This is a genomic window from Levilactobacillus yonginensis (genome assembly GCF_964065165.1).
Taxonomy (GTDB): domain Bacteria; phylum Bacillota; class Bacilli; order Lactobacillales; family Lactobacillaceae; genus Levilactobacillus; species Levilactobacillus yonginensis_A.
Genome location: NZ_OZ061549.1, coordinates 2,470,866 through 2,495,639, shown reverse-complemented (window position 1 = coordinate 2,495,639; position 24,774 = coordinate 2,470,866). Strand labels below are relative to the sequence as shown.

At 47.5% G+C, this 24,774-nt stretch carries 22 protein-coding genes; 3 read left to right on the top strand and 19 right to left on the bottom strand.

Features of this window, described 5'->3' with window-relative positions; translation table 11 throughout:
* Positions 1–140 precede the first annotated feature (140 nt).
* The 6 genes from AB3Y94_RS11575 to AB3Y94_RS11550 all read right to left on the bottom strand — a co-directional run bounded on the left by AB3Y94_RS11575 (position 141) and on the right by AB3Y94_RS11550 (position 4,732).
* Positions 141–572 (bottom strand): hypothetical protein, encoded by a 432-nt coding sequence (locus AB3Y94_RS11575; protein ID WP_367296350.1) that lies wholly within the window; start codon positions 570–572, stop codon positions 141–143.
* Between the two features lie 300 nt (positions 573–872).
* Entirely contained in the window at positions 873–1,910 is a 1,038-nt protein-coding gene (locus AB3Y94_RS11570) for a DUF5776 domain-containing protein (protein WP_367296349.1), read from the bottom strand.
* Positions 1,911–1,951: 41 nt separating this feature from the next.
* Positions 1,952–2,887 carry a C39 family peptidase gene (locus AB3Y94_RS11565; protein WP_367296348.1) on the bottom strand — a complete coding sequence of 312 codons (936 nt, stop codon included), beginning with the start codon at positions 2,885–2,887 and terminating at the stop codon, positions 1,952–1,954.
* 288 nt (positions 2,888–3,175) lie between these two features.
* Positions 3,176–3,307, bottom strand: coding sequence for a hypothetical protein (locus AB3Y94_RS11560; RefSeq protein ID WP_367296347.1), 132 nt, complete (start codon positions 3,305–3,307; stop codon positions 3,176–3,178).
* Between the two features lie 108 nt (positions 3,308–3,415).
* The gene (locus tag AB3Y94_RS11555; RefSeq protein ID WP_367296346.1) at positions 3,416–4,255 is read right to left on the bottom strand and encodes a hypothetical protein; all 840 of its coding nucleotides are present in this window, start codon (positions 4,253–4,255) and stop codon (positions 3,416–3,418) included.
* Between the two features lie 45 nt (positions 4,256–4,300).
* Positions 4,301–4,732 carry a hypothetical protein gene (locus tag AB3Y94_RS11550; RefSeq protein ID WP_367296345.1) on the bottom strand — a complete coding sequence of 144 codons (432 nt, stop codon included), beginning with the start codon at positions 4,730–4,732 and terminating at the stop codon, positions 4,301–4,303.
* 381 nt (positions 4,733–5,113) lie between these two features.
* Between AB3Y94_RS11550 and AB3Y94_RS11545 the strand changes: the two genes are divergently transcribed.
* The gene (locus tag AB3Y94_RS11545) at positions 5,114–5,425 is read left to right on the top strand and encodes a helix-turn-helix domain-containing protein (RefSeq protein ID WP_367296344.1); all 312 of its coding nucleotides are present in this window, start codon (positions 5,114–5,116) and stop codon (positions 5,423–5,425) included.
* Here AB3Y94_RS11545 and AB3Y94_RS11540 read toward each other — a convergent pair.
* The 8 genes from AB3Y94_RS11540 to helD all read right to left on the bottom strand — a co-directional run bounded on the left by AB3Y94_RS11540 (position 5,420) and on the right by helD (position 14,600).
* Positions 5,420–5,647, bottom strand: coding sequence for a hypothetical protein (locus AB3Y94_RS11540; RefSeq protein WP_367296343.1), 228 nt, complete (start codon positions 5,645–5,647; stop codon positions 5,420–5,422). The genes AB3Y94_RS11545 and AB3Y94_RS11540 overlap by 6 nt on opposite strands.
* A 304-nt stretch (positions 5,648–5,951) precedes the next feature.
* Positions 5,952–6,518, bottom strand: coding sequence for a hypothetical protein (locus AB3Y94_RS11535; RefSeq protein ID WP_367296342.1), 567 nt, complete (start codon positions 6,516–6,518; stop codon positions 5,952–5,954).
* A gap of 76 nt (positions 6,519–6,594) precedes the next feature.
* Positions 6,595–7,125, bottom strand: a complete 531-nt coding sequence (locus AB3Y94_RS11530) for a hypothetical protein (protein WP_367296341.1) — start codon at positions 7,123–7,125, stop codon at positions 6,595–6,597.
* Between the two features lie 63 nt (positions 7,126–7,188).
* The gene (locus tag AB3Y94_RS11525) at positions 7,189–7,734 is read right to left on the bottom strand and encodes a hypothetical protein (RefSeq protein WP_367296340.1); all 546 of its coding nucleotides are present in this window, start codon (positions 7,732–7,734) and stop codon (positions 7,189–7,191) included.
* A gap of 608 nt (positions 7,735–8,342) precedes the next feature.
* Complete coding sequence (gene guaA / locus AB3Y94_RS11520) at positions 8,343–9,899, bottom strand: glutamine-hydrolyzing GMP synthase (RefSeq protein ID WP_367296339.1); 1,557 nt, start codon at positions 9,897–9,899, stop codon at positions 8,343–8,345.
* 92 nt (positions 9,900–9,991) lie between these two features.
* Positions 9,992–10,570: a hypothetical protein gene (locus AB3Y94_RS11515; RefSeq protein ID WP_367296338.1), complete on the bottom strand. Its 579-nt coding sequence runs from the start codon at positions 10,568–10,570 to the stop codon at positions 9,992–9,994.
* Between the two features lie 11 nt (positions 10,571–10,581).
* Positions 10,582–11,505: a type I pantothenate kinase gene (gene coaA, locus AB3Y94_RS11510; RefSeq protein WP_125683195.1), complete on the bottom strand. Its 924-nt coding sequence runs from the start codon at positions 11,503–11,505 to the stop codon at positions 10,582–10,584.
* 800 nt (positions 11,506–12,305) lie between these two features.
* On the bottom strand, positions 12,306–14,600 hold the full coding sequence (gene helD, locus AB3Y94_RS11505) for an RNA polymerase recycling motor HelD (protein ID WP_367296337.1): 2,295 nt from the start codon (positions 14,598–14,600) through the stop codon (positions 12,306–12,308).
* 331 nt (positions 14,601–14,931) lie between these two features.
* Here helD and AB3Y94_RS11500 point away from each other — a divergent pair, with 331 nt between their 5' ends.
* Positions 14,932–16,788, top strand: coding sequence for a cation:proton antiporter (locus tag AB3Y94_RS11500; RefSeq protein WP_367296336.1), 1,857 nt, complete (start codon positions 14,932–14,934; stop codon positions 16,786–16,788).
* A gap of 112 nt (positions 16,789–16,900) precedes the next feature.
* On the top strand, positions 16,901–17,560 hold the full coding sequence (locus AB3Y94_RS11495) for a histidine phosphatase family protein (RefSeq protein WP_367296335.1): 660 nt from the start codon (positions 16,901–16,903) through the stop codon (positions 17,558–17,560).
* A gap of 1,037 nt (positions 17,561–18,597) precedes the next feature.
* On the opposite strand, the gene AB3Y94_RS11490 is transcribed toward AB3Y94_RS11495, so the two are convergent.
* The 5 genes from AB3Y94_RS11490 to AB3Y94_RS11470 form a co-directional block, all read right to left on the bottom strand.
* Positions 18,598–19,557 (bottom strand): ABC transporter ATP-binding protein, encoded by a 960-nt coding sequence (locus AB3Y94_RS11490; protein ID WP_367296334.1) that lies wholly within the window; start codon positions 19,555–19,557, stop codon positions 18,598–18,600.
* Positions 19,557–20,657 (bottom strand): ABC transporter ATP-binding protein, encoded by a 1,101-nt coding sequence (locus AB3Y94_RS11485; protein WP_367296333.1) that lies wholly within the window; start codon positions 20,655–20,657, stop codon positions 19,557–19,559. Before AB3Y94_RS11485 ends, AB3Y94_RS11490 begins: the two co-directional genes overlap by 1 nt.
* Before the next feature lie 13 nt (positions 20,658–20,670).
* A complete protein-coding gene (locus AB3Y94_RS11480; protein ID WP_367296332.1) occupies positions 20,671–21,696 on the bottom strand; it encodes an ABC transporter permease in 1,026 nt (341 codons plus the stop codon).
* Between the two features lie 11 nt (positions 21,697–21,707).
* Positions 21,708–22,637: an oligopeptide ABC transporter permease gene (opp3b, locus tag AB3Y94_RS11475; protein ID WP_367296331.1), complete on the bottom strand. Its 930-nt coding sequence runs from the start codon at positions 22,635–22,637 to the stop codon at positions 21,708–21,710.
* A 200-nt stretch (positions 22,638–22,837) separates the two neighbouring features.
* Positions 22,838–24,466, bottom strand: a complete 1,629-nt coding sequence (locus tag AB3Y94_RS11470) for a peptide ABC transporter substrate-binding protein (protein ID WP_367296330.1) — start codon at positions 24,464–24,466, stop codon at positions 22,838–22,840.
* Positions 24,467–24,774 lie beyond the last annotated feature (308 nt).

Genomic DNA, 24,774 nt, shown 5'->3' with positions numbered 1-24,774 from the left:
AACTACTTTGACGTAGCTAGCAGGCTTTTGTATTTTCCTCACAACATTCTTCAACTTTCTGATTTCAACAACTTTTCTACAAGCACACGAAAAAACACGCTTACCAAAATACCGGCAACCGTGCTTCTCAGAATGATGGTCTAATACTTGTGGAAAACGTTGCTGTACCCAAAGACCTTAATGCTCTTCTTGCCAACCTTGACGACGGACATCTTCAGCTTCTTACCGCCCTTGAACATCCCTGAAGCGTGGGCATCGTAACGAATAACGTAGTGATTATGCCGAGTCTTTTTGTAGTGCACGTTGTAGCCCTTTTGGACGGGCATGCCTGACCCCCAGAACCAGATAGACTTTGCCCGAATCTTAGTCTCCATCATCAAGTCAGCCCCGTAATGCTTGGTCTTAAACTTACCACGGACACTCTTAGGCGTCCCCTTGTGCCATTTAACGGTCGTGCTCTTGTGCTGGAAGGTTGTCGTCGTTGACGCCTGAGCAGTCGTTCCACCAATTCCTAGCAGAAGTATCGCGGCCACACCCAAGGCCAGTAACATGTGCTTCGTTAATTTTTTCATTATAAACCGCCACCTTTAAAATTTTAAAGATCAGTAAACCTTATGTAGTTTCCACCAGTTTCCCATCTTATATATTTAAGAACAAAATTAACCATAGCACTATTGGGCCGTAAATACACTAAAAAAATTGCCGTTTTCATCATATTAGGTTGGCTGTTCACCAGCATCGACACTGGTAAATCAACCTAAATTCATCGCAAAAAAAGAGAGCCAATTCGAAAATAAATTGACTCCCCTTCACGACCACTCCATCAATATCCATCGACAAAGCGCCGTTACACCTATCAAACTGTTTAAATCTTAGTGGAAAACACGCGCGATTCCCGCCACGTTTGAGCGTTGGCCGTTCTTGATTGGTTGAACCATGATGCGTGGTGGCCAGCTTTCGATGACCTTACCTTTGCCTAAGTAAATGGCAACGTGCCAAATCGTGTGGGTGCCAGGTTGGTAATAGAAGACCAAGTCGCCGCGCTTCTTGTGGCTGTAAGCAACGTGTTGGAACTTCTTGCTAGCCCACAGGTTACGAGAATTCCATTCATTGCCTGGGTAAGCGTGATGGATCGAACTGATTGGCTTGGTATTGATTCCACCTGCATAAAGCGCCTGCATGACAAGACCAGAGCAGTCCGTGCCATAAACTGGCTTAGAGGAAGAACCTACCAGGTAAGGATTTCCCTTATACTTGTATGCTTGCTTGATCATTGCCTCGATATGGTCAGTCCGGCCATTCCAAGCATGGGCACCTAATGGCGCGACGTATGAATCAATGCTCTTCCAGCTAGACTTAGAAAATCCGAGTTTGACCCAGGTCTTCTCGTTCACCGTCCCCGTGACCTTCAGGTGATGTTTACGTTGGAAATTCTTGACGGCATAGACCGTTGCCGAATTGTACTTGTTGTAGCCATTAGCAGTGCCTAAGCGGCGCATGATCTTCCAAGTCTTGATGCCTTCGTAGCCCCGCTTGACCGTATACCCGACCTTACCGTAAGGTTTGATCTGCTTGTAATTGACCTGATAATACTTTTTCGGGTTTTGGTAGCCCTTCGTCTTAGCAACGAATGACTTGTTAGCAGTCACGTATTTGCCAGTATTGGTCTTTAAAACAGGGGCGTGCCCCTTGACCGTTACCACCTTAGAAATCTTGGCATAGTGGTCCTTATGAATCGTAGCCGCATGATGTTTCTTAGCGGCGTCTTTGTAGTAGGCCACCGTCTTCTTAACCCGGATGATGCCAGGGCTAGTCGTGTAGTAACTAGTCTTTGCTTGCGCCGTGGTCGTGATGCCAACGCTGGTTAGACCAGCAACGACAAGTAATGTGGATAACCATTTTTTCTTCATTTTGCTCTACTCCTTTGTAAAATTATTGAATGAATACCTAATTAATAACTCAAAGCCCGATACGCATCGTGTTTGCGGTGCTTGTGCAGGCTAGCTAGGGTCATGCTGGTTTTCCGCTTGGTCCACGGATCATTGTAGTAAGCCCGCGCACTGCTGTAGCCAGAAAGCGTGATGGCATGATTTACAAAGCCATCGACCCCGGCGACCCAGATAACCACGGGATGGCCCCGATTGATTTGTGTCTTCATCTTTTTAAACGAAGCCCCGGTCATGTTCTTAGCCGAGCCAAGGTGACGCTTAACGGTCGTCATGAGGCCCTTAGGATAGATCCACCAACCAGAGCGCCGATAAGGGCTGCCAACGAATCCCTTGTTGGGGTTAGAACTTCGCGGCATTTCTTTAGCCAGCGACATCTTGGTGACCTTAGCCCCAGCGTACTGGAGCATCATGGTCGTCGCCGTGATTTCACAACCCGTGGGAAGTTCAGGACGTTGCGCAATCAAGGGAATATTGAGCCACCGGTAGGACTTGACGGTTCCATTGCGATGAATCCAGCCCGTTTGGGTGTGCTGGTAGGTAAATTTCAACCAAGTCCCATCCCCCATTTTTTCTTCGCGGGTAACGTGGACCTTTTTATTCGCGTAGTGTCGTCCAGTCGAAATGGCTTTCATATTCTTCGCGGAAGACTTGGCTCCTCCCGTTTGGTACACCTGGTAGTTGTGCTTTCGGTTAGCCCCAATTTTGGTGTAGTAGTTAACTTTTTGCTTACCAAAAATCTTGCGGTAAGGCACTGGTGGTTTTGACTGGGCCTTGGGCTTAGTTTTAGGAGTCGACGTTGTTGACGAATTGGCAGAGGTGCCAACCGATTCAGACGAAGCGGTCGCTGTAGCAGTTGCCGCGTGAGCCACGCCACCGGGAACCATGCCCAGAAAGAGACCTAGTCCAACAACGACCAGACTCTCGATAAGTCGTTTCATGTGAGCTCCCACCTTTGTATGCAGTAAATTGTTTAGCAAACAGATAGCTTGCTGGTGTCGCAACCATTAATAGCTGTTATCATCGTGTTGCTGAGGTTTGACGGTAATGACATGTGCGTGAAACGCTGTTAGTACGGCATCAGGTAATCAAAAAGCCTCTAATTAAGGTGCACTTAAAGAGGCTGGGATAAAATTCCAGTCTCTTTTTGGTGCATGCGTTAAAACAGATTGGGTTAGCTGTTATTTGGTGCCAGGATTGGCAACCTTTGAAGCAGCATTATCTTTGACTCAATCGGCACCGATTCCAATGGCATTGAAGTCAGCATCCAATAAAATGTCACGGTGACCGTTGTGGTGATCTTCATCATAGAAGCAAGCCAAGGTCACGGCTTTACCGGCATTATAAGAATTTTTATCCACCGGATTTAAACTCAGTATTGAGATCAATATCATTAATAGCCTTATCAGTCATAGCGGCGATTACATCAGGTTCCTTTAACTGGCTAAATTTCTCCTATGATCTGAAAACTATTTAACGTGCACACTCTTAGTGGCAGTTACAGGAGAGAAATGGCCATGTGAATAATACCCAACAGTGGCACTGACCTTCTTAGCTTTAGGTGCGTAAACTTTTTTGCTAAAACTGTGAGCACCCTTTAGTTTTGCATAACGGGTTCCCTTATACGTCTTGATCCGAGCATAGTTGGCCTTTTTGCCTAATTTCACAGTCCCGGAAACTTTAACGTACTTTTTAGAAGACGTCTTTTTAGCGGTTAACTTGGTGATCTTACTCTTAACTTGTGGGACACCAGTGACTTTATCCGGCCGGATATTCGTCTCAAAGTATTGAATGAAATCATCACCAAGATAGCCAATGCTATCCGAATCAACATTATTTTCGGCAATTTGTTGATCAGCATCATCAATATCATTATTGACAGCATTTTGGTAATCAGTGTCTAAGCGTCCCTTAAACTGATCGTAAACAGCCAGCATTGCCCGGTAGTCCTGCTTAAAAGCTGGGGTTGCCTGACCTTTCCGGCCAAGTTCACTGACCGCGTGTGTCGCCAGAACATGCATGACGTCCGAGAAGTCAGCGAAGGTCCCATACGCATTGACCGGCTTCTTTTCCATCCGCTTAAAGAAGGCAGCATTGAGCTGTTGTTTTACTTTAGGACTGGCCTTTTTAACAATCTGTTTAACGCTGCTTTCGTCATCCTTAAACACTTGATAACTGATTGGCGCGTCTTCATTGTTATAGGCTTGTGCTTGGGTCGTGAACATGGGTGCGGTGGTAGTGACGACGCCCCCTACTAAAACGCTGCTCAGTAAGATTGTCGTCGCTTTGTTTATCCAGTTAAACTTCATGGCTGGTTCCTCCTAAAAAAACTGCTGTCATTATTCAACGAATGACTAATCCTTAGTTCTGTAATAGTAAGGCTTGTGCGCAAATGCCTTGGTTTTCGAAATCTTTAAGCGATTGTGACTAAAGGTTTTGATGTAATAGCGAACATGCTTGCCATACCGGGTAACGCTTTTGATTTGATAAAGGTGTGAGCTAAGCTTGCGAGATGGTACCCGCCACATCAGCAGGAAGGTGATTTTCCCGCTTTTTTCTCCTGGCCAATTGGGTTTTCGAATTTCGTTGTACACGACGTTTGGGGCGATGTTGAGCTGGTTGTAATGGTGCTTAACCGTTTTCGTACGAAACAGGCCTCTAACCTTTTTGGGGGTTCCAAATTGCCATTTGGCTGATGCCGATGCGTTCACTGACGACCCCAGTAAGCTGGCCCCCATGACAACCAATGTGATAGTGAGAATAAATGCGATAAGTCTTTTTTTCATAAGCTTGGTTCTCCTTCAATAATTAACTTTCAATTTCTGAATCAGCGATTATTAAATGTATCCATTCGGGCTTCAAAATATCTAAGTACCGACAATTCACAACGATGTCGCAGAAAGCTAACTTAACGGTGTGAGTTGTCATAAACTGCTGGTTCAGGTCAAAAACACCCGTTTAAACATTGCCACGATTTTCTGACTCATAGAACACTCCTCCTAACCGATAATTTTCCACTTACTTCAAAATAAGTGATTATAGTACAGTATAGAACAAACTGGTATTATTTTCCTTATTTTTATAGTAAAACGTTCTTATTTTCTCTGTTCATGGTATAAAGACTCTATTATGGTTAGCTTTAATGCCATATTAGGAGATAGCCAATCATGCAAACCTCAATTAGTAAACTAGTGAATCAGAAACGACGATCATTAGACTTGACCATTGAAAAATTAGCTGAACGAGCTAGCGTTTCCGTTAGCTTAATATCACGAATCGAGCGTGGAGAGCTCGAGAATATCAGCCTTAACAAGCTGCAGTCGATTGCATCGGCTCTGAACCTGAAACTGAGTGATTTTTTCACAGATGAATCACTAACTGGCATCCACACTTTAGAATTAATTGCCTATCTAAAGTCCCTCCCAGAAGAACAACGTGAGACAGTTGCAGAAAGTGTTTTGAAGATTTTAAAACTATAGTTGGTACTTCTGAACAATTAGGTTGGCAATCTCGGTGAGCGTATACTTACTCGCATACATCTGATACTCGGCTACCAGATCAATCACACCAGTAGTCAGCCTAATTTCAAAAATACGAAATCTTCTGTAATCAAGACGATGACCCGAACCTTGGTCGATAAGAAACTTCAAATCTTGCGACAACTGCAATTTATTTAACAACGGATCTGCTACCTTTTCCATACGCTAGTCACTCCCCAAAAATTAAGCAAAAAAATAAGCTAACTTCAACCGAATTGGTTAAAGCTAGCTTAACGCCGCCGCCAAATAAAAAACAGACTTGTAAAAATCTGAAAATTAATTTGGTGTTGTGGCAGGTAAATTTGTTTAAGTAAATTAATTTTAACATACGTGTCAAGTCCAACGCAAACCTGAAAACAAAGGGACAGAGACTGCCGAATTTTTCGGTTAGTCTCTGTCCTTTTTTAGCGTCTTTTTACATAATTATTGGTAGAACCTTACAGGTAGAACCATATAAACTGACTATCTAGTCCCAAAATGAAGGTAATTTACCACCACCGGCACCACGTGTTCCTACACGGCCTTCCGCGCTCTTACGGGATTCAGTCTTAGCTTTGGCACTTGCCGCGGCCTGCTTGCTTTTAGTCGACTTGGTTGACTTAGTAGTCGTCTGTTTTACTACTTCGGCATTTGAACTAGTTTTAGTAACCGCAGATGTCTTTTTAGCACGCTTAACCTTTAAATCAGACTTTTTAACCCAACCAGCAGCTTTATTCTTCGAAGTCGTCACATAATAGTAAACCAGCTTTTTCTTACCTTGACGGTAAACCTTGGTTTGCTTGGTGCGCTTCCAGGTTGATTTGGTATAGTTCTTCAGGTAATGATTAGTCTTCAATGTCAGTTTCTTGGTACTGCCCTTGAATCTGTAGGTCTTGCCCTTTTTGTTTCGGACAACATAATTGACCTTTTTGACTTTAATAATTTTAGTCCGACGATATTTAGCACTGGCATTAACCGGTGTAGCAGGAATTAAATCACCACCGAGCATCAGCACAGCGGCAAAGGCCGTAAACACAACATTTATTCTCTTCATTTTAAAAACTCCCTGAATCTTTAGACTAAACGACCTATGTTTTAGTAAAGGCAACCATAACCAAAACTAGGCTAATTTAGTTAAGATAATCTTTGGTAATTTGCGACGGTTCTCCATCGCCATTCAATGCACCATTTTGAGACCATTCTGAATAATTTTTACGCTGAGTTTTATTTAATGTACGATACCATGTATCAAAATCAGCCGTATGATACTTATCAGCTTTGTATGTCTTTACGGGTCTCATATCAGTTAATTTGACCCAACCACCAGTATGTTTCTTCTTAGTAATTGGTTTCATGTAGTAATAAACCATCCAATCGCCCTTATGCTTAATTTGGGTTATTCCAGTACGAACCCATTTATTCTTCTTATAATTCTTCAAATAATGATTGGTCTTCAGCCTTACATTCTTAGTTGTACCGGCCATCTTATAAGTTTTTCCTTTAACATTTTTGACCCGATATTTATCATGATTAAGGCCGCTTGTCCACTTTTGAGCCCGGCTATAACCTGTCTTCTTAGCAGCTGACGCAGCAATACTTGGTACCAACGTACCGCCAACCATAGTCACTGTCATCATGGTGGCAACTAAAACGCGATTCATTTTCCTCAATTTAAAAACTCCTTTGATCTTCACCTGGCAATATATCTCAAACGTGACATTATGTTATTTGAAGTAAATACTACTGGTATCAACAAATTGTGATGGATCACCTAACGCATTAAGCGCAGCACCATCAGTACTGTGCGCATAATGCGTACGACCCGTATTAGTTAATGTTCGATACCACGTGTCAAAATCAGCCTCAACATGCTTGGATGCTTTAAAGGTCTTAACTGGCTTCATATCCGTTAATTTAACCCAACCACCAGTATGCTTCTTTTTCGTAATTGGTGTCATATAGTAATAGACCATCCAACTACCTCTATGCTTGATTTGGGTGATTTTTGTTCGACTCCACTTGTTCTTCTTATAATTCTTCAAATAATGATTGGTCTTCAACTTTACGTTTTTAGTAGTACCCGTCATCTTGTAAGTCCGACCCTTAGTATTCTTGACCCGATACTTGGCATGGTTCCACGTATTTACCTTTCTAATCCGGCTATAACCAGTCTTCGTTGCAGCTGAGGCAACAGCGCTTGGTACCGCTGTACCGCTCGCCATGGTTAATGCCATCACGGTGGTAACTAAAATGTGATTCATTTTCTTCATTGTTAAGAACCCCTTTGATTTTGATCCTAGCCTCCTGAGTCCAGTTGGGCGTTTGTTCGCTTTATGCGAGCTCTAAACCTTAATTCAGCAGTCTCAATAAGTCATCCATATCTCGCCGATGTACAGTAATCAAGTTCCTTAGTTTGATCCTTATGTAATTACACTGCCAAATTATCGGCTTCATAATTCACTTATAGCTTACACCCGCTTTCTCGTTATTAACCCTATTCATCTATAATGATCACCTTTACTCACCACTACTCCTAAATAATAATTTACTAATTCTAATAGTTCAATCAAATTTTAATATATTGGGCTAATTAGTCCCTTTCATTCAAAGAATTAAGACTTTAGCCCTCATTCTATTATTCTTGAACAAAGACGACTACCGGAATAGATTTGACGATACTCTAGCTACGGTTAGAAAAGCTATCGACCTCTTGATAACTTTCCAAAAATAAACAGCAGAACCAAAAAAAACACGCCCCCCTTAAACAGAAGGTCGTGCTTTTGGTAGGAAACTACTTGATTTTAAACCAAATTCGACTAGGTATAGCCCCTCGAAATGCCGTTTTATCGGCGTCCAAGACTCAACTTGTTTATGGGAATTATTCCCACTCAATAGTCGAAGGCGGCTTACTCGTAACATCGTACAGGATACGGTTAACGTGGTCCACTTCGTTGACGATGCGGACGGAAATCCCCTGTAAGACATCCCATGGAATGTGAGCGAAGTCCGCCGTCATCCCATCGATCGACGTTACGGCCCGGATACCCACGGCATAGTCGTAGGTCCGGCCATCGCCCATTACCCCAACACTCTTGATGTTTGGTAGGACGGTGAAGTATTGCCAGATATCACGGTCGAGGCCAGCCTTCTTGATTTCCTCACGGAGGATCAAGTCACTGTCCCGCACGATTTGAAGCTTTTCAGGGGTAATTTCACCCAATACCCGAATCCCTAAACCGGGACCAGGGAATGGTTGCCGCCACACAAGGTCGCTAGGCATTCCCAACTTTTCACCCAACTCACGGGCTTCATCCTTAAACAATGAACGCAGTGGTTCAATCAGCTGGAAGTGCATGTCTTCCGGCAACCCACCCACGTTATGGTGAGACTTGATGGTTTGTGCCGTGTCAGTCCCACTTTCAATCACGTCGGTATACAACGTTCCTTGCGCCAAGAAGTCGATACCATCTAGCTTCTGTGCTTCGTCGTTAAAGACTTGGATGAATTCGTTACCGATGATCTTACGCTTCTTTTCAGGCTCAGTCACACCAGCCAGCTTACTTAAGAAGCGGTCTTGAGCATCGACTTGCACGATGTTTAAGCCGAACTTCCCTTTCAGGCTAGCCATAACTTGTTCAGCTTCGCCCTTCCGCAACAGGCCGTGATCAACGAAGATACTGGTCAGTTGCGTACCAATGGCCTTATGTAACAGCACACCAACTACGGAAGAATCAACCCCACCGGACAGGCCGAGCAAGACGCGTTTGTCGCCAACCATGTCCCGAATGTGTTGAATCTGTAAGTCAATGAAGTCGTCCATTGACCAGTTGGCTTGCGCACCACAGACGTCAAAGGTAAAGTTCTTCAGGATGTCGTTCCCGTATTCCGAGTTGCGCACCTCTGCGTGGAATTGAATCCCGTAGAAGTTGCGGTCAACGTCCTGCATTGCGGAAATTGGGCAGTTTTCACTGGTAGCAACCCGTTCGAAGCCATCCGGTACCTGGGTAACCAGGTCCCCATGACTCATCCAAACGGTTTGTTCCTTTGGCGTGCCCTTGAATAGTTTGGCATCATCACTCAAAACGGTAATGTCTGCGCGGCCGTACTCGCGGTTATCCGCGGATTCAACCTTTCCACCAGCCAGGTGGTGTGCCATGAGTTGCATCCCGTAACAGATTCCTAAGATGGGAATACCCAGGTTAAAAATCTCAGGATCAACGTTAAAGGCACTACTATCGTAAACACTGTTTGGTCCCCCGGAGAACACAATCCCCTTGGGGCCCCAAGCCTTGATCTCAGCAGCACTCATCGTGTGTGCCTTCAGTTCGGAGTAAACGCCTAAGTCACGAATCCGGCGCGTAATCAACTGATTGTATTGACTTCCGAAGTCCAAGACGATGATCTTATCGAATTTGGACATATCAACGTTTGCCAAGCCATTCACCCTTTCTTCTTTTTCAACATTGCTTATATCATACAGATTTCTCAAACCCGGGTCAATCTAAATCCCGGGTAATTCCCACAAGACTAGTTCACCCGATAACGTAAATGCAGATAATTTTGCCGGTCCAGCCGTCGCCACATCGTTGCCACAAAGCCAAACTCCGCAGCCAATTTGGCATTAGAACTCCCGGGACGAACGTCCATCCCCACAACCGCTTGACCGCTTAGTCGTGCCTGGTGCAACGCACCACCCAGCAGCCACTCATCAAACCATTTCTGCTGAAACGTCTTGCCCTTCGAACGATTCCGAACCGTTAACAGATCCAGGTACCATTCATCCGGCAACGCCCGCGGCGCCACCACCAGTTGTTGCGGGGGTGTCTCTTGCAGACGCGAGAATAGCGACGCCCACTGATTATCCAACGTTGGTTCAACCGCCGCCGGGTAGCCATAAGCGACACCCACCGCAACTCCTTGATTCTGATAAACGCGCGCTTGGGGATAACCGTAGCGGAAGTTTTCCTGATGATAGCCTACGAATAACAATTGTGACAGCTGTTCCTTACTGAGCCGACGCAGCTGCCGAAGTTGGCGCCGCTCTAACTCATGCAAGACCAACATGGCCACCGCATCCGCGTCTACAATCGTGGCATCTCGTAACATCCTGGTCCCTCCTAGTATTTCCGCAACAGGAGCCGATCAATCCGGTGATGGAACGTCTTGTGAATAATCATGTCCGCCCGATTTCGTGTCGGCAAAATGTATTCGGTCAGGTTCTTCAGGTCAATGTCGCGCCAAACCTGTTTCCCCTTTTCTAAGGCCACGTCCCGATCACCAATGGCATATGGGTAGTAGTAGTTGCTAGGATCTTGAAAGGACGTCTCCAGCAACAATTTAAACCGCTCTAAGAACCAGTCCTCAATCAATGCGGGGTCAGCATCCACGTATACAGAAAAATCCGTAAAATCACTGACGTAAATCTGCTCGTTGGTTGGCAGTTGTAGTGTGTTAATCCCCTCAACAATCAGCACGTCCGGGTGCATGATGTAGTCGTAGCGGTCCGGCACGATGTCGTAAACCTTATGCGAATAGACCGGCGACTTAATGAGCTTTTTGCCCGCCTTGACGTCGTTTAAGAATTGAATCAGCGCCCCCATGTTATAACTTTCCGGAAACCCTTTACGCGCCATGAGATTACGCTTCTTCAGTTCCTCATTGCTGTAGAGAAACCCGTCGGTCGTGATCAATTGAATCCGTTGGCCAGTAAAGTAGTGATTCAGTAGAACCTCTAACAGCCGAGCCGCCGTGGTCTTCCCCACCGCCACACTACCGGCGATGCCGATAATAAACGGTACTCGGTGAGGTTTCTGTTGCAGGAACTCCGCCTTGTCCCGTTGCAGTTTTTGATAGTGATCAAACTGTAGGTGTAACAAGTGAATCAACGGAATATAAATATCCTGCACATCCTGCAGGGAAATGCGGTCGTTAAACGCCTTGATCTGCCGCAGACTCTCTTGGGTCAATGGCAACGTGGCATCGTCCGAAAACGCCCGCCACTGTGCTCGGGTAAACGCATTGTAATTAATCGGATCACTCATGAAGACACCTCAACTCTAGTCAGGAATAATTACCCACCATTATACCGCAAATTCTGCGGTTTTCGGGGAGAGATTTCACAAAGTATGCCGTAAATGGAAACGCTACCGAAACTGTCGACTCACTCAGTATTTTCTGTCAGTTTATCCGTCAGTACGCTCCGGCGGCCAGGGGTGGGGCCCGCTGTGGGGACGCTTCAGCCAAAGTACGGGCTTCTCGCTCGATTTGAAGCCAGGTCAAGCCCACCTGTCTTCAAAGTCGCCCATGCCGTAAGCTAGCAACCCACTAGCTAACGCCATTTTCACGGCCGGCCCCACCCCTGGCCACCTCCGCTAAAGTTGAGAGCTATTGCAACTAAGGTGGCAGCTCCATTTTCCCTCCAAACGCCGTAGATTACTTCATACCGGTCCAACACGATTAAGCACAGTCCTACTTACAAGCACTTCACTCAGCAACCATACAAAAAGAGGCCCCGGACACAAAATGTCCGAAACCTCTCATCAAACTTAATTTGTTAAAATACCACGAATCTGAACAACCTACCACCAGCCTGAATGCCGCCCAATCCCCAATCTGTGATTGAACAGCCAATCGTAGCCGTAGGACGCCAGGGCGGGTGGCCGCAGTGAAAGTGGCGTTAGCTCGGCGGGTTACCGAGGTTAGGCCACGGGACGAGTTGGCAGTCTCGGTGATTTTCCGAGACTGCCAACCGAGCCGGAGGACCGCCCCTCAGGCCGCAGGCGTTCCCCACAGCGGGCACCCGCCCTGGCGGCCGAAGGCGGCCAATCCAGCTCCAGCCAAACTAGACCAGTTCAAACTCAGATTCAGGCACGTCGCTCAACAATGGTGACAACTCGTTGATCCCAATGACTGTCAACCGGTGCATCGCCCGCGAACAGATGGTGTATAGCAATTGCCGTTCATCCTCAGCCACATAACGACTCTTCGATGCCTGCCAAACGATGACGGCATCAAACTCCAACCCCTTGGCCAGGAACGATGGTACCACGATGGTCCCGGGAGCCAGTCGCTGGTTTTCAGATTGAATCAGCGTTACCGCAACACCAGCAGCTTTCAGCTTCTCGGTCAGGTCCCGACAATCCGCCAAATCCTTACCAATGATGGCCGTCGTCTCTTGTTCCTCATCATTTTGTTTCAGCTGCGCAATGACTCGTTGAATCCCAGCCGCTTCATCAGTAGCAACCGTCATGGTTGGCAGTTCCCCTTCACGAGCAAACGCCGTAACGGCTTCCCCATTCTTTAGGATGTGCTTGGTGAAGTCGGTTACCTGTTGCGTTGACCGGTACGACTGTGTCAATTGGACGACTCGCGTCTTATCAGGGTCGAACATCGTGCTGAGTTCCTGCAAGAGCGTCCGACTATTTTCTTTGGTAAAGATGGCCTGGTTCAGGTCCCCCAGCATCGTGAACCGTGCCCGAGGGAAGCTAAACTTCAAGAATGCCAGTTGAAAGGCGTTATAATCCTGAATCTCATCCATGAAGACGTAACGCATGTCACGTTCGCCACCCTTACCAGTCATCTTGTCGTAGAGGTACAGGTATGGTGTGGTATCCACCAGTTGCATCCGGTGGTCCTTCAGCTTGTCGATGGATTCCTCCACGCTAGCATTCCAGTCTGCCACAGAGATTCCCGCCCGCTTCAAGTCCACGCGATTCGGCATATCCCGTAGCATGTGCACGTACTGGTTGTTGATGCTCAGGAACCGAGCCCGGACGATGGCCTTTCGAATCGGGTCAAAGGCCTTCATTACGACTTTCCGTGACAGGAATTGAGTTTCCTTTTCAGCTGAATCGAACTCCCGTGGGTCATCCCCGTACAGCGAATCCAATTCTTCCTTACTCAGGTCCTGAATGGTATCTTCAACCCACTTGGTCTTCATTTCACTAGAAATCCGCCGGTTCAAGATTCGAATCAGTGCTTCCTTAGTGGCCTGGAGCCGGTTACCAAGGTGGTAATTGCGGTTAAAGCTGTAGTAGATTTCTTGAATCTTTTCCTTAGGAATAAAGACGTCGCCCTTGAATTTGATGTTGCGGAACACCATGTCCGCACTTTCCAAATGGTCGGCGTAATCGGTCACCGCATCAAAGAAGTTCAAGCTTCCCTTCAGCTGGTTGATGGCCTTTTGTGCCGGCGTATTGGATTCGTCAAACCGTTGCGCCAGCGTTTCCACGTCGATCTTCGGCAACCGACGACCGGCGTACTGGTAGTACGTCATCTGGACCATGTTGTGCTCCCCGAGTTCAGGCAACACTTGATCAATGTAGTCGTTGAACAACTGGTTAGGTGAGAACAACATGACCTGCCCAGCGTTCAGATGGCCCCGGTAACGGTACAGCAGGAATGCCACCCGTTGTAAAATAGCGGCCGTCTTCCCCGAACCCGCGGCCCCCTGCACAAATAACAGGTCGGACTTGGTGTCTCGAATAATTTGGTTTTGTTCCTTTTGAATGGTGGTGACAATACTCTTCATCTTCGTATCAGAATGTTCACTCAACGCAGATAACAACATCTGGTCGGTCACCGTCTGATCCGTATCGTACAGGGTCACGATGGTGCCGTCCTCAATTTGAAATTGCCGTTTTAATTTAACGTCAACGGTTTGTTCCCCGTCAGGCGTTTGGTAGCTGACGTTGCCCAATTCCCCATCATAATAAATACTGGAGATAGGGGCCCGCCAATCGTAAATCAGAAAATGATCGGGGGTGTCAGAGAAAGATCCCAGACCAATATAAATGGTCTCAACCTTCGCCTTAGGTCCTTCTTGAAAGTCGATCCGGGCGAAGTAGGCCTTCTGCTCCAGGCGTTTTAACGTACTCAGCTCAGTCGTGGCATGTTGCCAACTATTCTGCCGTTCAGCCAACAGTTGTTGCTGTTGCCGAACAGAAAGCGCCGTCTCTAACAAGCCCTCATAGCTATCCGTTTTAATCCGCAAGTCATTCACAAAGTTCTTCCGGATGCCGGCCTCGTCGGTCTCCGCAACGTCGATCCGTTGCTTAGCTTCCTTTTCGGCGGTTTGAATCTTCTGGACGACCATATCTAAATGTTTCTGCTCTTGGGACTTGATTGAATCTGGCAAGCCAATCCCTCCTCGATTAACTAAACAACAAACGTTGAAACGGGATACGCCATTTAAACTGCGGTGAACCAACAGTGTCACCAACGGGTCAATCCCTGAGTGGTCACACAATTACTAGCCACAAACTAATTGCCGGTTAAGCAAAAATTCGCTCAGCCAACCGACTCGTGATGCTGGCTCCACCGCCCTATCTTAGACGTTACCCATGATAATTCGACTTTCAATTCTACACTAATTCAGCCTATAAATAAAGCATTCCGCCCGGCGTGAATCCAGTTAGTTTTTCCCAGGTTTGCTATAATAAAGGAGAAATTTTTTCGGAGGTGAAACTATGGACCAAGTTTCCTTGTTAATTATCTTAACCGCCGCGTTGGTCACGCCGCTAGTCATGGCGAAATTCAAGCTCACCGTACTACCGACCGCCGTCGTGGAAATCCTCGTGGGTATCCTGTTAGGACCCAGCATTTTAAACGTTGTCCACAGCAACAATACGTTAAGTCTCTTATCAAACACGGGAGTCATCTTCCTGATGTTTCTGAGTGGGATGGAAATTGATTTCAGCCTATTCGGTCGTCGCAAACGCCCGCAAACCCCGTTGGCCGCCAAAGTTGCCGGGAGCGCCCCGCGCTATTCACCCGTTTTCTTAGCGGTCACCAGTTACGCGGCCATCGTCGTCTGTGCCCTGCTCCTGGGTTTCATTTGCCAGTGGACTGGCCTTTTCAAGGACCCGTGGTTGGCCGCCATTATCTTCATGACCATTTCGTTAGGCATCGTCATTGCCACGCTCAAGGAAAAGGAGCTCCTGAGTAAGCCCTTTGGCCAGACCATACTCCTGATTGCTGCCTTGGGCGAAATCGTTCCTCTGTTTTCGTTGACCATCTACGCCTCAATCTTCGGCGACAGCAGTAAATCCCTGTGGCTCCTCCTACTCGTCTTCTTGGCCGCTGGGGTCCTGTTCCGCCGGTTCAAGCCCTTCTTTACCTTCTTCGAGTCCATCAACAAATCCACCACGCAGCTCGACATTCGCCTAGCTTTCTTCCTCATCTTTAGCATGGTCGTCATTGCCGAATCTGTCGGGGCTGAAGGGATTCTAGGTGCCTTCGTGGCTGGTATTGTGATGAAACTACTTCAACCGCAGGAGGACACTCGTGTGCGCCTAGACGGGATTGGCTACGGCTTCTTTATCCCCATCTTCTTCATGATGAGTGGGGCCGAGTTGAACCTGCGGACCTTGCTGGCAGACCCAGCCACTCTGTTGCTGATTCCAGCATTCTTTGCCGCCTACCTGTTAGCCAAGGTCGGTGTCTACTTTGTTCTCCGTTTACGTTTCAAATGCGGCAACGCCTTCGCCGGCACCGCCATTACCGCCACGACGATCACCATGGTTCTGGCCGTCTTACAAGTCGCCAAGACGATGAAGGTCGTCACAACCCAACAGTCCGGCGCCTTCCTGCTGGCGGCCATTCTGACCTGTGTGCTGGGGCCACTCCTGTTCAACACCGGCTATTCTGCCGAAGCCGAAGATCTCAAAAAATCGACGGTCCACTTTATTGGCACCAACCTCCTTACGGTGCCCGTAGCCCAGCAGCTAGCCAATAGTTGGTACGACATCACCATGTACACCGACAAGGCCGCCAACTACAAAACTTACAATTCCGAGGTCAACGTTGAACTCTTAGACTCCCTAGAAGTTGCCGACGCTGAGCAGAAGGACGCCTTTGACGCTGACATCGTGGTGCTCGGCCATTTCAATGCCACCAAGAATTTCGAGTTAGCCAAGGCCGCTAAAGCTTACGGTGTCAATCGAGTCATTGCCCGCTTTGAAGACCGCAACATCCTCGACGAACGGGAGGATGAGCTGATCGACTTAGGAATTGAAGTCTACAACACACCGAACGTCAATATCGCAATGCTCAGAAGCCTGATTGAAACGCCAACAACGTTACGTCTGTTGACCTCCTCGACCTCGGCTGTCTACGAAGTGGCCCTCCGCAACCGCCGTTACACGGACCAAGCTATCCACAGTCTAGACTTTGTCGGCGACGTCACCATCAGTCAGATTTTCCGGGACGGTCACTTTGTCCGCCCAACCGGTGCTACCACGTTGAAATTTAATGACCGCATCATCTTCACCAGCACACCAGAAAAGGCTCGTGAAATTCGGCGCGAACTAGGCATCCTCAACTAGAACTGGTAAGATGTTAACCAGTGTGGACTTGGCAGTTCTAGTTGCCAGGCCCCAAGGTGACCAGTAACTGGCCACCTGCTTCAGCTTCAGGACACGCAAAGGAGAGATTGAGATGGCAACAGTTGACCTATATTTGGTGCGGCACGGCCAAACCTTTTTAAATAAATACCACCGAATTCAAGGGTGGTCCGACTCCCCGCTGACCGATAAGGGAATCGCCGACGCCAAACGCGCCGGCGAGCGGTTGGCACACATTCCATTCGCAGCGGCTTTCGCTAGTGACACGACCCGAGCGCAAAACACGGCTAAGAGTATTCTGGCCGCTAACAGTACGCCAGTGACCCTGACCACGGAACCCGCCTTTCGGGAAGAAAACTTCGGCTTCTTTGAAGGCCTCGATACCAGCTTCACCTGGCACACGCTGGGATCTCCAGTTGGGCTAGACTCCTTCAACGCCATGATTGCCAAGTTAACTATTGAAAAAACCAAAGACATGTTTCGGGCGCAAGACCCCTACGGTGATGCTGAAGATAACGCCACCTACTGGGCCCGTCTTCAACCTGGATTAGACCGCGCCGTGGCTACCGCTGCGGACGGCGACAAGATTCTGATTGCAACGCACAGTACGACTATCCGGAGTATCGTGTCGAAGTTTTCCGATAAGATCGACATCTCCGTTCCCGTTGACAATGGTAGTATCACCAAGCTGACGGTTACCGACGGCCAGTATCACGTTGATTTCTACAACAATACTGAGGGGAAACTTAAGTAGTTTAGATCAAGTGAACCGGAAATGGCCGCCTCCGGCCACCAGGGCGGGTGTCCGCTGTGGGGACCGCCTCCGGACTGAGGTGCGGTCCTCCGGCTCGACTTGAAACCTCGGAAGACCACCGAGTTTCCAAGCTCGTCCCGTGGCGTAACCTCGGAGAACCACCGAGCTAACGCCACCGTCACTGCGGCCACCCGCCCTGACGGCCTACGGCTACGTTAGTTCCTATAAGCAACATTGGTTACGACCATCAAATCGTTAAGCCAATAATCAACTATCAGCTTGTGCACGAGTCAGTTACTTTTAGAAAACACATACGAACAGCTACCCACTCACGAAATACTTGTGAATGGGTAGCTGTTTTTTTGCGTCTATTAATAACTCCATTGTCATTGTCTACACACATCAGCGGCGCAGCCAATCATTTTACCACGCTTAACGAACCGTTACGTGACCCCATTTAAACCGTTAGGACTGATTTGCTAATTGACCACTACGTTTAAGTGTAAGCCTCCGATGGCAGAGATTGGGGGGCAGCTGCGTCGACGATGTTATCGCGCGCTCTAAGCATAGTCACAGCGTGGGACGAACTGAGAGACGCGGTGGGTTATCCGTGGCTTCCACTCGAGAAACGAGACCGCACTCTGGCTCGCTCCGGTCCCCACAGCAGACGCCGGTCTCAGCGACCGGAGGCAGATCCCTTCCGCCCTCATCAGTTACTGTCCCTCTCCTACGCCTATCGGCCAACGTTGCCTTTAAACAGCCAACCAGCCACCACGTTCAAATTCAGCGGCAAGTATCAGCCGCAGGTGGCCAAGATTGGGGGCGGCTGTGTCGACGGTGTTTTCACGCGTTCTAAGCGCGATTACAGCGTGGGACGAGCTGGGAGACGCGGTGGGCTATCCGTGGCTTCCAGTCGAGGAGCGAGACCGCACTCTGGCTCGCTCCGGTCCCCACAGCAGGCCCCAATCTTGGCCATCGAAGGCGGACACTCACGCAAAAAAGACAGCCAACAAAGAATGCTGGTTGTCTTTTAAAGACTAATCATGAATTAAGGACGCGGCATGGGCCCGCTTGGTGTACATATCGATTTCATCATCAGCAGCCCGAACCCAGTGACGAGGAGAAATTTCAACTAAGTGACGTTCCTTCCCATCATTTTCACCGGAACCGTCGTACGAAATTTCCTCACGAGTCCGTTCGAACTCTGGATCAGGAATTGGGACGGCAGACAGTAAACTCTTGGTGTAGTCGTGCAGTGGGTGGGCGTAGATTTCGTCAGAGTCGGCGATCTCTAACATCCGGCCGTAGTGCATAACCCCGATTCGATCGGAAATATACTTCACCATTGAGAGGTCATGGGCGATGAACAGGTACGTTAAACCCTGTTCTCGCTGAAGCTTCTTCATCAAGTTAACCACTTGGGCTTGAATGGAAACGTCCAAAGCGGAGATTGGTTCATCGGCAATCACGAACTTAGGATCCACGGCCAAAGCCCGTGCAATCCCAATCCGTTGCCGTTGCCCACCTGAGAACTCATGGGGGTAACGACTGGAGTGATCTTTGTTCAACCCAACAGTTTCCAACAGGTCTTCCACCCGCTTGGAACGGTCGGCATCGTCTTTGGCCAAGTGGTTGATATCAATTCCTTCAGCCACAATGTCCTTGACCTTCATCCGAGGGTTCAGTGAGGCGTAGGGATCTTGGAAGATCATCTGCATGTCCTGACGGAATTCACGTTGGTCAGACTTACTCTTAAAGTTATCGACGTTTTTCCCGTTGAACAGGATTTCACCAGACGTTGGTTCGTACAAGTGAATAATGGCCCGTCCGGTCGTGGTCTTCCCAGAACCGGATTCACCAACTAGTCCAAAGGTTTCACCCTTGTAGATATCAAAAGAGATATCATCAACGGCTCGGACTTCATCCTTCTTGCCCACGTTGAAGTATTGTTTGAGGTGCTTGACCTCGAGGATTTTCTCGGCATTTTCATAATCCATTATTGCTGTTCCTCCTCTTCTTCAACCGGACCAGTTGTCCGTTGTGTTTGTACCAATTTAGCTTGCATCTCAGCGTACTTCTTCTGCCGCGCCACGATTTGTGCGGGTGGTGTGACTTCAGGAGCATCTGGGTGCATCAACCAAGTGGCAGCGTAGTGCGTGTCGGAAACCTTGAAGAAAGGTGGTTCCTTCTCAGTGTCAATCTTTAAAGCATACGCATTCCGGGCGGCAAAAGCGTCTCCCTTTGGTGGGTCCAATAAGTCAGGTGGCGTCCCAGGAATTGATGGTAATTCATCCCCACCAGTATCCATAGTTGGCATCGAGCTTAACAGGCCCCACGTGTAGGGGTGCTTGGGGTTGTAGAAGATTTCATCAACCGTTCCGTATTCCACGATTTTACCCGCGTACATAACGGCAACCCGGTCGGCCATCCCAGCCACAACACCCAGATCATGGGTGATGAAAATGATAGAGGTTGAGATTTTATCTTGCAACTCTTTCATCAAGTTCAAAATCTGCGCCTGAATCGTCACGTCCAAAGCGGTCGTGGGTTCGTCGGCAATCAGAATTTCTGGGTAGTTGACCAACGCAATCGCAATCACAATCCGTTGCCGCATCCCACCAGAGAATTGGTGCGGATAATCATTGATCCGGTTTTCGGCGTCAGTGATCCCAACTAATTTCATCATTTCCAAGGCTTGAGCCAAGGCTTTTTCTTTCTTCATACCCTTATGCACCATCAGGGGTTCGGCAATTTGCCGACCAATCTTCATGGTTGGGTCCAAAGACGTCATTGGGTCTTGGAAGATTTCGGCGATATCTTGTCCCCGAATGGCTTCCATTTCCTTTTCCGACTTCTTTAAAAGGTCTTCGCCCTTGTACTTGATACTCCCACTAGCAATGTCAGCGTTGGAAGCATTCAAGCCCATGATAGTCCGCGTTGTAACGGACTTACCAGAACCAGATTCACCAACGATTGCGAGGGTTTCACCCTTACGTAAATCAAAACTCACGTCCCGAATAGCCTTAACGTCACCGGCATAGGTTTTGAAATTTACCTGAAGGTTGCGTACTTCCAAAATGTTTTTTTCGTTCTCCATGACGTTACTTCACCTACTCTTTCGTCCGTGGGTCAAAGGCATCCCGCAAGCCATCACCTAAGAGGTTAAAGGCTAACATGATGATGGAAAGGACCAGAGCTGGCCACCACATTTGATATGGTAAGAACTGGAAGTTCTTCTGCCCATCGTTCAACAACGTCCCTAGTGAAGCCTGTGGTGAGGAAATCCCAATCCCAATGTAGGACAAGGTGGCTTCAAAGAAGATGGCGTTGGGAATCGTGAACATCGTATTGATGATGATCACACTCGACAAGTTCGGGAGCAGGTGCTTAAAGGCAATCTGCATCGGCCGTTCTCCCAGCGTTCTCGCCGCTAGGATGAATTCCTGCTCCTTTAACTCCATCGTCTGCGCTCGGACTAGCCGGGCCATGTTGGTCCAGGACGTCAGCGCGATGGCGATGATGATCGAGGTCATCCCTGGTTTCAGGATCAAGATCAGTAACACAATCACAACTAAGTTAGGGATGGACAGGATGATTTCAATGATCCGTTGCATGATGGTATCAATGCGACCACCCTTCCATCCTGAGAACATCCCGTACGTGACCCCAATCGTCAAATCAAAGAGGGTCGCAACTAACGCGATGATCAGAGAAATCCGTGTCCCGTAGAGGACCCGTGAGAACAAGTCCCGGCCTAAGTAGTCGGTCCCCATGATGTAATGTAAGTTTGAAGCGCCCGCTTGTTTGTAGGCGTCGACCCGTTGACCAGCCTGAACTAAGGTCCCGTTGAAGCCATTGATACCGACACCGGGGATCTTGGATGGCAAGTTGGCATAGGAAGGATTAACGGCGTTGGGATCGTGTGGTGAGACAAAGATTGAACCGAAGGCCATGATGAACACAACGGCCAGCACAATCAGTGAGATCCAAGCCCCTTTGTTATTCCGTAACCGCCGCCATGCGTCTTGGGCGAAGGTTAAAGAAGGTGCCGCAATTTTTTCACTGTCTAACGCCGTCCGGTCATCGGCCGAAATCGGCTTAAAGCTATCTTCAGGGAGTTTTACTGTATCTGCCATTTATTTACCTCCTAGTTAGCCTTTCCTGTGATCCGAATCCGTGGGTCAACGATTCCGTAAAGGATATCGGTGAACAACAGAACGACACAGAGCATAAATGAATAGATGATGGTCAGTCCCATAATGGTTGGGTAATCGTTGGTCAAGACGGACTTGACGAATTGTTCCCCGATACCAGGAATGGAGAAGATGTTTTCAACAACCATCGACCCAGTCATGATGTTTACGGCTAACGGTCCAACAATCGTAATCAAAGGAATTAAACTGTTCCGCAACGCATGGTGGTAAATAACCCCCGTGCGACTCAATCCCTTGGCCTTGGCCAGTTCGATGTAATCCGAACTGAGCACGTCGACCATTTCGGTTCGGACGAACCGGGCCGACTCAGCTAACGGCGTCGCGCCCAACGCTAAGGTTGGCAGCACCGTGTAGATAAAGCCACCCCACTCAGCAATTGGGAACCAACCGAGCTTTAACCCCAGGTAGTACTGGAGTAAGACGGCCAAGACGAAGGAAGGAATAGAGATACCTAAGATCGATACGAACGTGGCTGAAGTATCAACCCACGTATTTTGTTTCATCGCTCCGAATGACCCAACGATGATCCCAATGACAACCCCGAAAATCATGGCTTGCAGCCCAATCTGCAAGGATGGTCCGATCCGACTTGATAACAGGTAGGAAACGGGTTGGTCACTGAATTGGAAGGACGTTCCGAAGTTGCCACGGACAGCACCTGCTAGATACAGCAGGTATTGTTGCCAAACTGGCTTGTCCAAACCATATTGTTCATAAATCAGCGCAATCTGACTCTTGGACAATTTAGCTTGGTTGGTCAGTGGCGTCCCGGGTAACAACTTCATTAGGAAGAACGTCACGGTAATAACGATGAATAAGGTCAGGACCAGATAAAAGATCCGCTTTGCTAGGTACTTTGCCATTTGTTTACCTCTCAATCAGTAGACTTATTCGTTACCGTTAAGTTGTTGAACTTAACAAAAACTCCACGAAAACAACAAGATGATAAATGATTGCAATAATACCGAAAAGTAAGGACCAACTTCGCGTCAATCCTTACTCTCCGATAAAGCTTATTATGTTGGGTTCTCACCCAACGAGTAATAACTGATTAATACGTGACTTACTTAGAAATGTAAGCTGAACTGAAGTCCCAGTTAGCGCCGGTTGGGAAGTAGATCAAGCCCTTAACATTGGATTTAACCAATTGTGCTTTACCTTGTTGGTAAACGGGGATGATTCCTTGGTCGCCCAAGATGGTCTTTTGTGCGTTGACCATGTCATTCCAACGAGCACTAGCATCGTTGGCATCCTTGCCAGAAGCAGCCTTGACGTACTTGTCGTAGCTCTTTGAAGCCCATTTCCCGTTGTTGTATGAATTACCAGAAGTAAACAGGGACAAGAATGAGATTGGATCTGGGAAGTCGGCACCCCATGCGGAGATAACGGCATCGAATTGGCCATTTTGTGAACGAGCAAGCCGAGTCTTGAATGGTAAGTTACTGTTGGTAACCTTCAAACCATCCAACTTAGCCCATTGACTTTGGATGAATTCAGCAGAGTTCTTACCAGCTGGCGTATCGTCAGCCATCAAGGTCAGTGAGTAGCTCTTCCGACCAGTTTCCTTCAAAGCTTGCTTCCAAAGCTTCTTAGCCTTGGCCAAGTCTTGGGTGGTAGCAGAAGGAACGGCGGCTGCAGTGTTGAAGTCTTTCCCGTCCTTAGAAGCTAACCCAGTTGATACTAAGCCCTTCGCAGCAGTTGAACCATCAGCTAAGACCTTGTTGACGAATTGGTTCCGGTTGATTGCTAATGATAAGGCTTGACGAGCCTTCTTGTTCTTCATCATTGAATCTTTCTTTTCGTTCAATTCAATGTAGAAGGTCGAAGCACTCTTCCGTTCAACGTATTGCTTACTGTTCTTGTAATTCTTTGGTTGTTGACCACTCAAGTAAGTTGCGTCAAGCTTGCCACTCTGGTACTGGCTCAATGAAGTTTGTGGATCCTTCATCGTCTTGAAGTTGATCTTCTTTAGTTTAACATTCTTTGCGTTCCAGTACTTAGTGTTTTTGCTCAAGGTCCAGTTATCAGACGTCCCGGTCCAGTAAGTCAATTTGAATGGGCCGTTGTAGACGTTGCTGGCAGCGTTCGTAGCGTACTTCTTACCGTACTTTTGAACGACTGATTGGTTCTGTGGGAAGAACATTGGGCTAGCAACCAGTGCTGGGAAGTAACTAGTTGCTTGCGTCAAGGTAACGACCAGCTTGTAATCGCCAACTGCCTTAACCCCTAAACTAGAGACAGGCTTCTTCTTGGCAATGATGGCGTTAGCGTTCTTAACTTGCGCATACATGTAAGAATATTGTGAAGCGGTCTTAGGATTGACGGTGCGTTGCCAGGCATAAACGAAGTCTTTAGCGGTTACTTTGTCACCGTTACTCCAGTTAGACTTACGTAAGTTGAAGGTGTAAGTCTTACCGTCTTTAGACTTGGTATAGCTCTTAGCGACACCAGGAAGCGTCTTACTGTTCTTACCGAAACGCAGTAAACCTTCGTTGGTGTTGTTTTCTGTTTCCCCTGAAACAACGTCGGTGGACGTAGATAAGTCCATTGATGGTAATGCTGAGTTTTCCATCCAGTTTAAGGTTTGTTTACTAGCCTCGCTGGAACTGCTTGAGGATGAGCCACACGCTGCCAGCAATACCGCTGCAAACGTTGCGACTGTCCCTAATTTGACTGCCGAATTGATCTTCATTTAAATCCAACCCCTCTTAGTTGTTTGAGAAATAAATTGACACCTCAAATTTGATGTTTCCAATTGTATATTAGAAAACCATTAAAATCAATGCTAATTACTAATTTAATTTAAAATAGTTTTCACAAAACTTGATACATAGGCATTTTAAAATAAAAATTAAAATTTGATTTCACATTTTATACAGCAAAATTACCCGTTTCTTGTATAACATATACAATAATTAGCCGGAATTTACAAACACTACACGGTTAATATCCATTTCTCACCTAAAAAAGCGGTGAACCGGGTCACCCCGATTCACCGCT

Excerpts from the sequence above, each read along its gene's own strand:
- opp3b (WP_367296331.1), bottom strand. The coding sequence starts at position 22,637 with ATGGCAAAGTACCTAGCAAAGCGGATCTTTTATCTGGTCCTGACCTTA.
- AB3Y94_RS11500 (WP_367296336.1), top strand. The coding sequence starts at position 14,932 with ATGGACCAAGTTTCCTTGTTAATTATCTTAACCGCCGCGTTGGTCACG.
- AB3Y94_RS11515 (WP_367296338.1), bottom strand. The coding sequence starts at position 10,570 with ATGTTACGAGATGCCACGATTGTAGACGCGGATGCGGTGGCCATGTTG.
- AB3Y94_RS11575 (WP_367296350.1), bottom strand. The coding sequence starts at position 572 with ATGAAAAAATTAACGAAGCACATGTTACTGGCCTTGGGTGTGGCCGCG.
- AB3Y94_RS11470 (WP_367296330.1), bottom strand. The coding sequence starts at position 24,466 with ATGAAGATCAATTCGGCAGTCAAATTAGGGACAGTCGCAACGTTTGCA.
- AB3Y94_RS11570 (WP_367296349.1), bottom strand. The coding sequence starts at position 1,910 with ATGAAGAAAAAATGGTTATCCACATTACTTGTCGTTGCTGGTCTAACC.
- AB3Y94_RS11530 (WP_367296341.1), bottom strand. The coding sequence starts at position 7,125 with ATGAATCGCGTTTTAGTTGCCACCATGATGACAGTGACTATGGTTGGC.
- AB3Y94_RS11495 (WP_367296335.1), top strand. The coding sequence starts at position 16,901 with ATGGCAACAGTTGACCTATATTTGGTGCGGCACGGCCAAACCTTTTTA.
- coaA (WP_125683195.1), bottom strand. The coding sequence starts at position 11,505 with ATGAGTGATCCGATTAATTACAATGCGTTTACCCGAGCACAGTGGCGG.
- AB3Y94_RS11550 (WP_367296345.1), bottom strand. The coding sequence starts at position 4,732 with ATGAAAAAAAGACTTATCGCATTTATTCTCACTATCACATTGGTTGTC.
- AB3Y94_RS11490 (WP_367296334.1), bottom strand. The coding sequence starts at position 19,557 with ATGGATTATGAAAATGCCGAGAAAATCCTCGAGGTCAAGCACCTCAAA.
- AB3Y94_RS11485 (WP_367296333.1), bottom strand. The coding sequence starts at position 20,657 with ATGGAGAACGAAAAAAACATTTTGGAAGTACGCAACCTTCAGGTAAAT.
- AB3Y94_RS11535 (WP_367296342.1), bottom strand. The coding sequence starts at position 6,518 with ATGAAGAGAATAAATGTTGTGTTTACGGCCTTTGCCGCTGTGCTGATG.
- AB3Y94_RS11525 (WP_367296340.1), bottom strand. The coding sequence starts at position 7,734 with ATGAAGAAAATGAATCACATTTTAGTTACCACCGTGATGGCATTAACC.
- AB3Y94_RS11565 (WP_367296348.1), bottom strand. The coding sequence starts at position 2,887 with ATGAAACGACTTATCGAGAGTCTGGTCGTTGTTGGACTAGGTCTCTTT.
- AB3Y94_RS11555 (WP_367296346.1), bottom strand. The coding sequence starts at position 4,255 with ATGAAGTTTAACTGGATAAACAAAGCGACGACAATCTTACTGAGCAGC.
- AB3Y94_RS11545 (WP_367296344.1), top strand. The coding sequence starts at position 5,114 with ATGCAAACCTCAATTAGTAAACTAGTGAATCAGAAACGACGATCATTA.
- AB3Y94_RS11540 (WP_367296343.1), bottom strand. The coding sequence starts at position 5,647 with ATGGAAAAGGTAGCAGATCCGTTGTTAAATAAATTGCAGTTGTCGCAA.
- AB3Y94_RS11480 (WP_367296332.1), bottom strand. The coding sequence starts at position 21,696 with ATGGCAGATACAGTAAAACTCCCTGAAGATAGCTTTAAGCCGATTTCG.